The following is a 13,818-nucleotide window of genomic DNA, read 5'->3' as shown; positions in this document are numbered from 1 at the left end:
AATCCCGGCGATTACGAGAGGAGAACACAAAATGGTCCAGTACGAAAAATATCCGCCGCATGATGCTCCACACAGTGATGTAGAAGACATCAAGCGCAACAGCCAATATTTGCGGGGCAGCCTGGAGGAGACACTCAAAGATCCGATTACCGGCTCGATTCCCGAAGATGATAACCGCCTCATGAAGCACCACGGCAGCTATATGCAGGATGACCGTGACCTGCGCAACGAACGGAAAAAGCAAAAGCTGGAGCCGGCGTATCAGTTCATGCTGCGCGTACGTGCTTCCGGTGGTATCGTGACTCCAGCCCAGTGGCTGATGATGGACGATATTTCCCATAAATACGGCAACAACACCATCCGTCTGACGACGCGCCAGTCATTCCAGCTGCATGGTGTACTCAAATGGAACCTGAAAAATACGATTCGTGAAGTCAATGATGCGCTGCTCAGTACACTGGCAGCCTGCGGTGACGTCAACCGTAACGTGATGTGCAACACCAATCCGGATCAATCGGCGGTTCATGCGCAGGTCTATGACTGGGCCTGCAAAGTAAGCACCCATCTCGATCCGCGCACACGTGCTTATCATGAGATCTGGCTGGACGAAGAAAAGGTCGTCGACAGTCGTGATGGTGTAGAGCAGGAGCCGATTTATGGAGCCGTCTACCTGCCGCGCAAATTCAAGATCGGTATCGCAGTACCGCCTTCCAATGATGTCGATGTATTTTCCCAGGATCTGGGCTTTATCGCGATCGTGGAAAATGGTGTGCTGCAGGGATTTAATGTAGCGGTAGGCGGAGGAATGGGCATGACACACGGAGATGACAAGACCTATCCGCAGCTGTCCAAAGTGATCGGCTTTATCACTCCCGACCAGATGATTGATGTAGCTGAAAAGGTCGTTACCATCCAGCGTGATTATGGCGACCGTGCCGTGCGCAAGCATGCCCGGTTCAAGTATACGATCGATGATCGCGGGCTGGATTGGCTCGTAGCCGAACTGCATGAGCGTCTTGGCTGGCAATTGCAGGAGGCTCGCCCGTTCCAGTTCGATCATAATGGTGACCGTTATGGCTGGGTGAAAGGTCTCGACGGTAAATGGCTGCTGACCCTGTTCATCGAGAACGGACGTATTATGGACGATGGCGACTACCAGCTGATGACCGGTCTGCGCGAGATTGCCAAGGTGCATACCGGCGATTTCCGCCTGACGCCGAATCAGAATCTGGTTATCGGCGGCGTAACCAGCGCCAAGAAGAAAACGATCGAAAATCTGATCGCCAAATACAATCTGACCGACGGTGCCCATTATTCTGCGCTGCGCCGTAATTCGATGGCATGTGTCGCACTGCCTACATGTGGAATGGCGATGGCTGAAGCCGAGCGTTATCTGCCTGAACTGATGACCAAGCTGGAGAATCAGCTGGATGAGGTTGGCCTGCGCAACGAAGATATCGTGATTCGTATGACCGGCTGCCCGAACGGTTGTGCACGTCCGGCTCTGGCCGAACTCTCCTTTATCGGTAAGGCACCGGGACGTTACAATATGTATCTCGGAGGCAGCTTTGACGGCAGCCGCCTGAACAAGATGTACCGAGAGAACATTAACGAAGATGAGATTCTGTCTACGCTCAAACCGATCTTTGGCCGGTATGCGACAGAACGTAACGCTGGCGAGCATTTCGGAGACTTTGTCATTCGTGCGGGTTACGTAGATGCTGTCTACGACGGACGTCAATTCCACGCCTGACCAGTTCGGATGGATTGCTTTCAACTGTACATCAGACATTGGCTATTGCAGACTATAAATAGAGAAGACTCCAGGATCATCACGATCCCGGAGTCTTTTTATTGTATCCATCTTAGCTTGCCATGTGGAGTGCGGATCACGTATCGGGCTGCAAAACAATAAACTGATTACCGATATAACTCAGTAACTGTTATAAATAAAAATGGTAAAAAATATCTACCCAACCGATAAAGGATTTGTTAGAGTATAAGCACCGACTGGCAGAATTGCCATACCATGATCCCATACCGGGGAAGAGGGATGATTTATTTGCATAAAAGAGTCAGCTTGGCACTGGGTTCCGTATGCATTCTTTTGCTATGTTTTACGATTACGGCAGCGGTTCGCTTTGTACAATCCGAACAACAGCAGCTCCCGCAGACCAGTGTGAGCAAGCCATCACAATACCGGCTCGTGCTGATCACGAGAGATCTAGGTACTCCATTTTGGGAAAAGGTAGGAAGCGGCGCCAGACAGCAGGCACAGCAGAATGCAGCCACACTCGAAGTGTGGGGCAGCTATGGAGAAGACAAAGATGATTTCCTCAAACAGATCGAGATTGCCATCGATTCCAAAATGGACGGGATTATCGTTCAGGGGCTGGATAACGATGCGTTCAAGGAACTGACCAAGGTAAAATCCGCCTTTTACGGAATCCCCATTATTACCGTGGCAAGTGACGTCCCCATGGACGAGAGTCTTCGCAAAACCTATGTTGGCTCCGATCCGGTCATGGCAGGGCGTACGATCGTCAGACAGATGATCCGGGATATGGGCAATGAAGGAACTGTCGTACTGATGGGCAATAACCAAAAGGAGTATGACCAGAAGCAGCGCCTGGCAGGAATCATGGAAGTGCTGCATGCCTATCCACGCATTCAACCTCAATATGTAGAGACTCCCGAGCAAAAAGAAAAGGTGATTGCAGCGACCCAGGACATTATGAACCGCCACCCAAATGTAAACGCCTTCATATCTATGGATGCCAATCTGATAAGCGCTATGATCCAGGAAATCAGCAGACGCTCACAGATCGAGCCTTATTATATGTATTCCTTTGACGATCATCCCGATGTACTGCCTCTGCTGCGCAAAGGCAAACTGGATGCGATTATCGAGCAGTCTCCAGAGAGCATGGGGAAAACAAGCGTAGAGATGATGATCCGGTGGCTGGAAGGCAAGAATATTCCACTCGATACAACCGGTTCTTTTACCGATATTCGTGTACTGAAGGCGGAAGATGTACAATGATTGGAATTCAGCGGAAAATATGGACCCTGACTGCTGTCGTCATGTTCATTATGGTGGTCATCTGGATAACCCTGACCTATTACAATCAGAAGACCCAGGAACAATATAATGATATTTTACAGCGATACCTGTATATGAATGAAGTAACCACAGCGAGCCAGCAAATGGTTACCTCGCTCAATCATTATCTGCTGACGCCGACCGAAGCGAATCTGAGCAGTCTGCGCAGCAAAGAACACAAGCTGCGGAATGCTCGCTGGTCGGTGGCACTACTGCGCAATGGACAGAATGACTTTGCCCTGACCAGCTATGTGAATCTGATCGACAGCCTGATCGAGTCGGCAGAACGCTCCGTTATGTTCCAGACTGAAAAGGAAACCGAGGACTCAGCCCAAGCCTTTTCCGAAGCGACCCGCATCTCCAGGTATATTTCGGAAATGACACTCAAGCTGCTGGATATGGACATTAACACCTATGAGCGCTCCTACAGAGAGATGATCGCACAATCGTCGGCATTCAAACAGCTGGGTGTACTGATTCTGCTGACGATGACCTTTTTGCTGCTGCTCTTCACCTACTGGTTCTCGCTCAGTATCACCCGTCCGGTCGAGCAGCTGACCCGGGCGGCACAGGAACTGGCCAAAGGAAGATTCGATCTTCAGGTCAAGGTGCAGTCTACCGATGAAATCTCCTTTCTCGCCCGGATGTTCGAGCATATGCGGATCAATATCAACAATCTGATCATAGAAATTCAGCAAAAAGCCCAGCTGGAAAGTGAACTGCAGCGGAATAAGCTGCTGCTGCGGGAGAGCCAGCTGCGTAGTCTGCAGAGTCAGATCAATCCGCATTTTCTGTTTAATATTCTCGATACCCTTTCCAAGAAGGCTTATATGGAAGGAGCCGAGGAAACGAGCGATCTGCTGGTCAATGTGGCCGGACTGCTGCGCTACAATCTCAAGCGGCTCGATCGGGCAGTTACCCTCTATGATGAAGTCAAAGTGATGCAGCAATATATGGAGATTCAAAAGGCGCGCTTCACCGACCGGCTGCATCTGCAGACCGATATTGATACCGACTGTCTGTACGTTCCGATCCCCGGGTTAACCCTGCAGCCAATTGTTGAAAACGCTATCATATATGCAGTGGAACCTTCCGAGCAGGGGGGGACGATCCGGGTGAGCATTCAGGACAGCAATGAATATGTGAAGATAGAGATCGCCGATGATGGGCCGGGCATGAGCAGTGAACGAATTCAGCAGATTCTGGAAGAGCAACCGGTGGAGAATGAAGGACAATCGACCGGCATCGGATTCAGCAATGTAGTGCAGCGGCTCCACCTGTTCTATGGAACAGCGGATGTGGTGGATATTCAGAGTATCCCCGGACAGGGTGTAAGAGTCATTATCAAAATACCGAAAAAAGGGAGGATGGAGACGAATGATGAAGCTGCTGATCGTGGATGACGAGCAGGTAGGACGGGAAGGGCTGCAAGCTATTCTGCAAAAAGGATTCACAGATCTGATCATCGAGCAGGCACCCAATGGCAGAATTGCCATCAGCATGGTGGAGCACTTCCAGCCGGATCTGATTCTGATGGATATCAAGATGCCGGGCATGGATGGCCTGGAGACGACCGAGCATATTGCAGGGGCCTTTCCGGATATCAAAGTCATTATGTTCACCGCCTACGATACATTTGATTATGCCCGCCGGGCGATCAAGCTGGGGGTCAAGGATTATCTGCTCAAACCGAGCAAGGCGAGCGAGATTGTCTCCACGGTAAAGCGGGTACTGGAGCAGATTACCCAGGAACAGCTGGACCGGGAGCAGAGCCGGCTGCGCAGTGATGCCCTGCAAAAAGTCATGCCGGTTATCGAAGCGGATATTGTGACCCAGCTACTGTTCGATCATGTGCATCAGGTGCACTCGGATGAGCTGGTTCGCTGGCTTGGAGTAGATACCGACAGTGACAAATTCGCTATGGCTATCCTGCTGCCAGCCGGCAGAGAGAACGCCTACACGATGATCAAGGAGAAAATCAGCGCTACCGGCAGCGGCTGGGTCGGCGCACTGTATGGACGGCAGATCCCGGTTATTGCTTTTCGCCAATCCGGAGTATCGTTCCGTTCCCAGGCTGCTGCGCTGGCGCGTGACCTGCTGTCCAGTATACGACCGGACGAACGGGAAGGATGGTTTGTCGGTATTGGCAATACCTGTGAATCACTCTCCCAGGTCAGACAGTCGTATCAGGAAGCGCTGATCGCGACGATGGATGTATCGCTGCCGGTCAAATACCGCTTCTATGCAGATGTATCTGCTCCGGGCGCCGCTCATCCGGACTCCACCTCCCGAAGCTGGGAACAGCATTTTTTTGAACAGGTACGTCTGGGAGAGTGGCAGACGATCTGTGAAGATACGATGGAGATGCTGCGCCGATATGAGAACCAGGGTGCCAACCGGCTGCAGATTCAGCAGCGTGTGCTGGAACGGATTTGGATCGCTTCCCGGGTGCTGGCAGAGATGGGCGTAGAGATGGATACGCCGCTTTATTCCTTTGAAGCGCAAGATTACCGGCAGCTGCGGATCGAGACAGCCAGGATATGGGATCAGATGCGGATGCTGCATGATGAGCATCTCGAACGGATCAAGCCGGACACGATCCGCCGGATCAAGCAGTATATTACCGAGCACTCCCATCAGGACATTTCCCTGGAGGGCATCGGAGAACGGTTTGAGCTGAGTCCTTTTTATATCAGCAAATTATTCAAGGAGCAGCTCGGTGTCAATTATATCGATTTCCTCACCGAATGCCGGATCAACAAAGCCAAAAAGTTGATGATTGATCCGCTGCGCAGCATGAAGGAGATTACGTTTGAGGTGGGCTACCACGATCCCAATTACTTTAGCAAAGTATTCAAAAAAATGTGCGATGTCTCGCCGACCGAATACCGCAAGTCGCTGCTGGGCGGACGCGTATGAACAGATCGGCAGAACCGATGTATGCCGCCCCTGCCAACCGCCACATGCGTGTACAGCAATATCGATCGTATCAATCACCATCCACCATTTCTGTGACATGGAAAAGAAGGATAGCTGCTCTGCTGCTGCTGTTCATCACACTGCTCACCGGCTGCAGTGAAACCGACCAATCCGGTTCGGGATCGGTCCCTTCGTCTTCCCAGCAGCAGACACCAGCTGAACGGGATGCTGCCTCGGCAGTATATGTACCAGCAGTGAACGATGGAAAAGAGAAGAGCACCAGCAGCAGTGAGAACGATAAAGATCCGAAGGATAAAGGAAAAGAGCCTGTCATCCGAATTGGCTTTGCGATGGATACACTGGTCGAGGAACGCTGGAAAAAAGACCGTGATCTGTTCCGTCAGGCTGCCGAGCGGCGGGGTGCGGAAGTGATTATCCGGTCGGCAGATGGCGAAGATGCCCGGCAGATTGCCCAGGCGGAAGCCTTAATCAGCGACGGAGTCGATGTGCTCGTCATCATACCGCATAATGCGGAAGCGACAGCCACGATTATCCAGAAAGCACACAAAGCAGGCATCAAGGTATTGTCCTATGACCGGCTGGTGAAGAATGCAGAGGTGGATCTATATGTTTCCTTTGACAATGAAGAGGTCGGCCGACTGCAGGCAAGTGCCCTGATCAGCCAGGTTCCACGCGGCAAATATGTATATATAGGCGGAGCCGATACGGATAATAATGCTCATTTGTTCAAAAAAGGCGTATTCGATGTCCTGCAGCCGCTGATCGACCGGGGAGAGATTCAGATTGTATACGATCAATGGTCCAAGGACTGGATTCCTGCCTATGCCCGGGAGAATATGCGGGCAGCGTTAAAGGCGAATCAGAAGCAAGTGGATGCAGTCATAGTCGCCAATGATGGTACAGCCGGAGGAGCCATACAAGCACTTGCTGAGCAAGGACTGGCTGGAAAGATACCAGTCGCCGGTCAGGATGCCGATCTGGCTGCTGTCCAGCGGATTGTCCAGGGTACTCAGACGATGACCGTCTACAAACCGATCCGGCAGCTGGCCGACACGACAGCCGATCTGGCGATTCGCCTCGCCAAGGGAGAGAAGATCACCACGAACCAGCAAGTAAACAACGGCAAAATCGAAGTGCCTTCCGTGCTGCTCGAGCCTATTGCGGTTGACCGGAGCAATCTGGAGCAGACCGTGATCGCGGATCAATTTCATACCCGGCAGGAGATTTACGGAAGCAAACAGGATTGATTCATATACCGCATTAATATACTGTAGCATAACACCATTAACATCATACCGAGGAGATGCCCTGGAACTGCATAAGCAGCCAGGGCTTTTTTATATTTTCTTCACTTATTATTTTGTGAATCCTGTGCAAGATTGACCGAGGATAAAAAAGTACAGAAGGTAGCAAAAGAGTACTATAGTTAAGCGCTTACATTTCGCTTGAGCAATGCTATGATTGGTTTGTCAGAAGGCATACAAGATTGAAAGGGGTTAGTTCAATTGAAAAAGAAATTCAGAGGGATTGCAATTTTGATGGTTGTTATGATGCTTACCGTTATTCTGTCCGCATGTAACAGCAGTGGTAACGGAAGTGGCAGCGGCGGCGGGGCAGTCAGTGTCGGAATCGTCCTGCCAACCAAAGATGAAACCAGATGGGTGCAGGATGAACAGCGGTTCAAGGATGCACTGTCCAGCACCAAATATTCCACTGAAATTCTCTTCAGTCAAGGTTCCTCTGCCAAAGAAAAAGAAAACGTAGAGACGCTGATCAACAAAGGAATCAAAGTACTGATCATCTGTCCGCAGGATGGTGCGGCTGCCGCAGCAGCTGTCGAATCCGCCAAAAAAGAAGGCATCACCGTCATTGCCTATGATCGTCTGATCACCGATACCGATGCAGTTGACTACTACGTCACCTTTGACAGTCTGGCAGTAGGTGCGGCACAGGGACAATACCTGGTCGATCATGCCAAAGGCAAAGGCCAACCGCTCTATCTGTATGCTGGTGCAGCATCGGATAACAATGCATTCTTGTTCTTCCAGGGCGCGTGGGAAGTACTGCAACCGAAGATTGTCGATGGAACATTCAAAATTGCCAACTCTTCCGAAGCTGAGAAGCTGAAAGACACGAAAGAGCTGTCCCGTGACCAGATGAGTGCGATCATCAGCCAGGTGACAACCAACTGGGACCCGAATGAAGCCAAAAATAAAGCACAGACTCACCTGACTGCTGCTGCAGCCGATATGAAAGGTGACATTGCAATCCTCGCACCGAATGATGGTACAGCACGTTCCATCGCCGACGTATTCTCTGCGGATTCCGCAGTTACCGACTATGTAATTACAGGTCAGGATGCCGAGCAGGCTTCGATCCAGTATATCATTGATGGCAAACAGTCCATGACCGTGTTCAAGGATGTACGCGCATTGGTCAAAGATGCCATGGGTATGGCTGTTGAAATCCTGGATAGCAAAACACCGGAAACTACAGGTTCTTACAATAACGGCACCGTGGATGTCAAAGCCAAACAAACGGATGTTATTGTAGTCGACAAAGACAATGTCAAAAAAGAACTGATCGATTCCGAATACTACAAAGCGTCAGACTTTACAGGGCTGTAAGCACAGTTGATCCAATACAGGCTGACCCAAACAGGAGCGGAGTACCGTTCCTGTTTTGCAGCTCTTTGCCAAAAGCAGATGAATACCAGCGACCAGCCGCAGCTGGTAAGGGGGAGCAGCGATGAGCAGTAATATTCTGGAGATGCGGAACATTTCCAAAAGTTTTACCGGCGTCAAAGCGCTGTCGGATGTGAACTTCAAAGTCGCCAAAGGCGAGATTCACTGTCTGATCGGTGAGAACGGTGCAGGCAAATCGACGCTGATGAAAGTACTCAGCGGCGTCTATCCCTATGGAACGTACGAAGGGGATATCGTATTCGAAGAAAATGTACAGAATTTCAGCCGGATCAGCGATAGTGTCAAAGCAGGCATCGGCATTATTTATCAGGAGCTGGCGCTGTTTCCTGATCTGAGCGTGTATGAGAACATTTTTGCCGGCAATGAGGTCAAGCATGGCGGACTGATCGATTGGAACGAGACGATTATCCGGGCACGGGAGATGCTCAAAATGGTCAAGCTCAATGTGAATCCCGAGACACTGATCCGGGATCTGGGCGTCGGCAAGCAGCAGCTGGTCGAGATTGCCAAAGCACTCAGCAAGGATGTCAAGCTGCTCATTCTCGATGAACCGACAGCCGCATTGAATGAGAATGACAGTGAGAACCTGCTGGAGCTGTTGCGTGATCTCCGCAGTCAGGGCATTACCTGCATTATGATCTCGCACAAGCTCAAGGAAGTCATCTCTATCGCGGACAAAGCCACCGTACTGCGTGATGGCAAGACGATCTGTACGCTCGATGCCGCGCGCGGCGAGATTACCGAAGCCGTGATTATCAAAAATATGGTCGGACGCGATATCGAGGACATTTATCCCAAGCGTCCGGATAAGAAAATTGGCGATCCGATTCTGGAAGTGCGGAACTGGACAGCCTATGATCCACAGCTGGGCCGCAACATCGTTAAAAATGTCGATCTCCAGGTCAAAAAAGGGGAGATCGTCGGCATTGCCGGACTAATGGGGTCCGGACGGACCGAGTTTGCACTCAGTATATTCGGCAATCCGAGAGGTTACAAGCTGGATGGCGAACTATTGGTCGACAATGTTCCACGGACATTCAAACATACGAGTGAAGCGATTCATGCAGGTATCGCCTATGTAACCGAAGATCGCAAAGGCGACGGATTATTCCTCATTCAGGATATCAAAAACAATGTGACTGCTGCCAATCTCAAAGGTGTCTCCTCCGGCGGTGTCATTAATGAGAACGAAGAAGTCCATATTGCAAGCGGATACAAAAGCTCTATGTATATCAAGGCTTCATCCATTGAACAAGTCGTCGGTCACCTGAGCGGAGGCAATCAGCAAAAAGTCTCGCTCGGTAAATGGCTGTTCGTCGGACCGAAGCTGCTCATTCTGGATGAGCCTACCCGCGGGATCGATGTCGGCGCCAAGTTCGAGATTTACACGATTATGAACAAACTGATCAGTGAAGGAATGAGCATTATCATGATTTCGTCCGAGCTGGGAGAAGTACTGGGGATGAGTGATCGGATCTATGTCATGGCCGAAGGCAAGATCAAGGGTGAGCTTACCGCAGAAGAAGCGGATCAGGAAAAAATAATGAAATTTGCCACGCAATAGGAGGGGACACCGTGAACTTCTTTACTGAAGCCAGATCACTGCTCAAAGTCAATATTCGTGACTATGGAATGTATATCGCTTTATTCGTTATTATGCTGACATTCTCCATCCTGACCGATGGTCTGTTTATGTCATCCCGTAATATTAGCAACTTGCTTGATGCTACCGGTTATATCGCTGTACTGGCGGTAGGGATGACGCTGGTTATCGTTATCCGTCATATTGATCTTTCGGTCGGCTTTGCGGCCGGATTCATGGGAGCGATTGCAGCCATTATGCTGTCACAGATGGGAGTTCCTTTCTATCTGACTATTCCGATCATTCTTGTACTGGGTATTGTTATCGGTATGTTCAATGGTGTGCTGGTGGCCTCGATAGGCATTCCTTCCTTTGTCTCCTCTCTGGCAGCGATGCTGATCTTCCGCGGTGCCCTGCTGCAGGTGACCGAGAAGACCGGAACGATTATTGTCAAGGATGACCAGTTCAACGCGATCGGTAATGGGTATCTGCCTGCACTTGGTCAGGTAGGCGGACTCAATCTGCTGTCGCTGATCATCGGCGTATTCATTATTCTGTTCTTTGTCTATTCCGAACTGAGCAAGCGCAAGCAGAAGCTGAAATATAAATTCGAAGTCATCTCCAAACAGATCTTTGCCGTGAAGCTGATCTTTGTCTCGGTAATCATCGGGTATATCACCTGGATTCTGGCAGGATACAACGGATTCTCCTGGACGGTGGTTATTACGCTGGCGGTCGTGATTATCTATCACTTCCTGACAACCCGTACCGTGCTTGGACGTCATATCTATGCGGTCGGCAGTAATCCGGAAGCGGCTCACCTGAGCGGTATCAATGTCAAGAAGATTACGTATATCGTCTTTGGCTCCATGGGTATGCTGTCTGCACTATCCGGTATTCTGTACACCTCCCGTCTGCAATCGGCTACCACGACAGCCGGTACACTGTTCGAGCTGGATGCGATTGCAGCAGCTTATGTCGGCGGCGTATCGGCAGCCGGCGGCGTTGGTAAAATTACCGGTTCCATCATTGGTGCGGTCGTTATGGCTTCACTGTCCAGCGGTATGAACCTGCTCGGGGTAGGGATCTCCTATCAGTACATGATCCGGGGCGCGGTGCTTGCACTGGCGGTTATCTTTGATGTCATGACACGCAGAAAGAGAGGCTAATTCAAGTGTATCTATAGGCCGGCGGATGGTTCCAGCTCACAGATGCAGAATTACCCGTCAGAATCAATTATTATATGATTGAAGTAAATGGATAAACCTAACAAATAAAGCAAACCAACAGATCAAACTAAAAACCCAAACCAAAAAGCTGGCTCCGGTGTAACACCGAGACCAGCTTTTTGGTTATTTCTGTTCCAGACAATACATGTACAGCTGTTTTTTTATTAGAATGTATATTACTTACGGAGAATATTTTCAGAAAATGCAATATATCAACCTATTGATCTCGACCTGTTAAAAGGTTCGCCCCGACATTGGATCACGTATTAACCCAATGCTCAAGGCAGCCAGGTGTATACCTGACCCCAGCTTTCTCTCGCAAGCTGTTCTACCTCTTCTACAATCTCCGCTTCCACCATATACGTGTCACCCTGCTCATACGGATTGTAATGGAAAGCGTACAGCCGAGCCACGAACTGGTGGAAAGGCAGGGAAGCTTCACCTTCCTGCTCGCCATGGTTTTTTACACTTGGCTGAATATCCTGCCCCCAGTTCTGACCGCTGTCATTATTCGGATTATAGAAATAAATCCGCCACTGATCATCCGGGTCCTTGGCGACGCGTTGGATAGAGACAGCGTGCAGACCGAGCAGATCTCCGGATACATTGGTAATGAAAATGCCGACCGGATTCGGATAGATCAGCTCATAGCCATTATTGTAGTCAGGATGATGAGTAGCATAGAATAACCGGACGAAATTCTGAAAATGAGCAACCGCTCCGGTGAGCTGATCGACCAGGTTGATGAATCCCTTTTGAATCCATTCGCCGTAAAAGGCCGGGTTCACCCATTTATGCCCATCTTCAAGGCGCAGCAGCGTGCGCTTCATCATCTCGTTATAGATTTTATCCAGATGAGGAACGAGTACCTTGGAGACCGGGTCCAGCTCATAATGAATCTCTTCGGCTACGCCGCCTTCGAGCTGACTGGAATGGATCGTCTCGCCTTCAAACAGCATATCAACATCATTATCCCGCGCTGCCCGGGTGATATATTCCAGCAGCTGATTCTGGGCATGCTGGGCCCACAGACTGATCGCACGCGCCGATTGACAGGTCGGGTTCAGCCCCTGACCTACACCGAGCGGCTGACCGAGTACGCTGATAGTACCACCCAGGAGCAGTGCATTGGCGCCGATACCGCTGCGCTTATGTTCCGCAGTGAGAAGTGTATCTCTCACCTGATGATGAATATCGATCTCGAACAGTCTGCGCAAAGCCGGCAGCAGTGTCTCCTGTGCGAGCAGACCTCTGTTCAGCACACCGCCCAGTCCATACAGTACCTGGCACGTATCCGGTGTAACGGCCACCTGGATAATATCACGAACCAGCTCGGCCTGAGAGCTGCGATAGGCAGCGCCGATATCATCCAGCCCAAGTGTCACTTCGATCAGTTCCGGTTGATGACGGTTAATATGGCGGACAAAGATTGCATGGTGAGGCACCGTCAGCCCTGTAGCCTTCATCGATTCGGAAAAGCTGGTCGCCTCCTGGCGCAGTTCCTCTTCCGGAGCTTCACGCAGATAGCGACCGTATTCCCGCAGATCCGGATAACGCGAGCTGAGCGGAGTCGGTGTGCCGATCGCCCGAGTATACATTTCAAGCGACGAACGGGTTTCTTCATCCAGCTCTTCATTCAGCATTTTCTCTGCGGTGTGAATAATATGGATAATCCGTCCGACGAGAATCGGGCGCTGCGTGGTCAGACGGTCGATTTCCTCGACAATTTTACGTGAAATCGCCTTGAGCGACAGTTCGCGGCTGAGCAGATGGAACAGCCGCTGCGCACGCTCGATATGTTCACCGGATTCAATCCGTGATTCCTCCGTGTCGGCAGGGAAAAGGAAGTTCAGGTTCAGCGCAAGCACTTCATTCAGAAATGTACGGGCAGCATCTGCAGATACCTCGGGATGCTGATATTCACTGCGTGCAATCGCGAGCATCCGCAGTTCACTGAGCAGCTCGACGATGGAGTTGACCCCTTTGAGCTTCAGTGAGCCGCCGACAAATCCGGGCTGCAGCTTGGCTGCATCTTCCCATGGACCGCCGCTGAACACACCTGCCTCGTCAAACCGGGGAGCATGAGACTTGAGAATTTCGATACCTTCTTCCGTATGGGCCAGATCGATGGCCCGCTGGAATACATCTGTCTGATACAGGCTTTTGGCAAATGGCTTGGCTTCCTGCAGAATCTGCAGGGCCTGCTCGAACTTGCCCTGGGCTGCTTGAGTTGCAGAATCATTCACGCGATGTTCCCCC

The 13,818-nt window shown here is 50.7% G+C and carries 9 protein-coding genes; 8 read left to right on the top strand and 1 reads right to left on the bottom strand.

What is annotated here, in order from left to right; translation table 11 throughout:
- Positions 1 to 31 precede the first annotated feature (31 nt).
- From cysI to WH45_RS10080, 8 genes are all read left to right on the top strand, one after another.
- Positions 32 to 1,753 (top strand): assimilatory sulfite reductase (NADPH) hemoprotein subunit, encoded by a 1,722-nt coding sequence (gene cysI / locus WH45_RS10115; RefSeq protein WP_046214233.1) that lies wholly within the window; start codon positions 32 to 34, stop codon positions 1,751 to 1,753.
- Between the two features lie 300 nt (positions 1,754 to 2,053).
- Positions 2,054 to 3,043 (top strand): sugar ABC transporter substrate-binding protein, encoded by a 990-nt coding sequence (locus WH45_RS10110; RefSeq protein ID WP_046214232.1) that lies wholly within the window; start codon positions 2,054 to 2,056, stop codon positions 3,041 to 3,043.
- A complete protein-coding gene (locus tag WH45_RS10105; protein WP_046214231.1) occupies positions 3,040 to 4,506 on the top strand; it encodes a sensor histidine kinase in 1,467 nt (488 codons plus the stop codon). The genes WH45_RS10110 and WH45_RS10105 overlap by 4 nt, the downstream gene beginning before the upstream one ends.
- A complete protein-coding gene (locus WH45_RS10100) occupies positions 4,481 to 6,022 on the top strand; it encodes a response regulator (RefSeq protein WP_046214230.1) in 1,542 nt (513 codons plus the stop codon). The genes WH45_RS10105 and WH45_RS10100 overlap by 26 nt, the downstream gene beginning before the upstream one ends.
- A complete protein-coding gene (gene xylF / locus WH45_RS10095) occupies positions 6,019 to 7,290 on the top strand; it encodes a D-xylose ABC transporter substrate-binding protein (protein WP_235338336.1) in 1,272 nt (423 codons plus the stop codon). Before WH45_RS10100 ends, xylF begins: the two co-directional genes overlap by 4 nt.
- A gap of 258 nt (positions 7,291 to 7,548) precedes the next feature.
- Complete coding sequence (locus WH45_RS10090) at positions 7,549 to 8,670, top strand: sugar ABC transporter substrate-binding protein (RefSeq protein ID WP_046214229.1); 1,122 nt, start codon at positions 7,549 to 7,551, stop codon at positions 8,668 to 8,670.
- Between the two features lie 121 nt (positions 8,671 to 8,791).
- On the top strand, positions 8,792 to 10,312 hold the full coding sequence (locus tag WH45_RS10085) for a sugar ABC transporter ATP-binding protein (protein WP_046214228.1): 1,521 nt from the start codon (positions 8,792 to 8,794) through the stop codon (positions 10,310 to 10,312).
- Between the two features lie 11 nt (positions 10,313 to 10,323).
- Positions 10,324 to 11,499 (top strand): sugar ABC transporter permease, encoded by a 1,176-nt coding sequence (locus WH45_RS10080; RefSeq protein ID WP_046214227.1) that lies wholly within the window; start codon positions 10,324 to 10,326, stop codon positions 11,497 to 11,499.
- A gap of 338 nt (positions 11,500 to 11,837) precedes the next feature.
- On the opposite strand, the gene WH45_RS10075 is transcribed toward WH45_RS10080, so the two are convergent.
- The gene (locus WH45_RS10075; RefSeq protein WP_046214226.1) at positions 11,838 to 13,805 is read right to left on the bottom strand and encodes a hypothetical protein; all 1,968 of its coding nucleotides are present in this window, start codon (positions 13,803 to 13,805) and stop codon (positions 11,838 to 11,840) included.
- Positions 13,806 to 13,818: the final 13 nt, after the last annotated feature.

It is taken from the genome of Paenibacillus wulumuqiensis (assembly GCF_000971965.1).
Taxonomy (GTDB): domain Bacteria; phylum Bacillota; class Bacilli; order Paenibacillales; family Paenibacillaceae; genus Saccharibacillus; species Saccharibacillus wulumuqiensis.
Note: the sequence above shows the minus strand (reverse complement) of the source record. Positions and strands in the feature narration are given on the sequence as shown.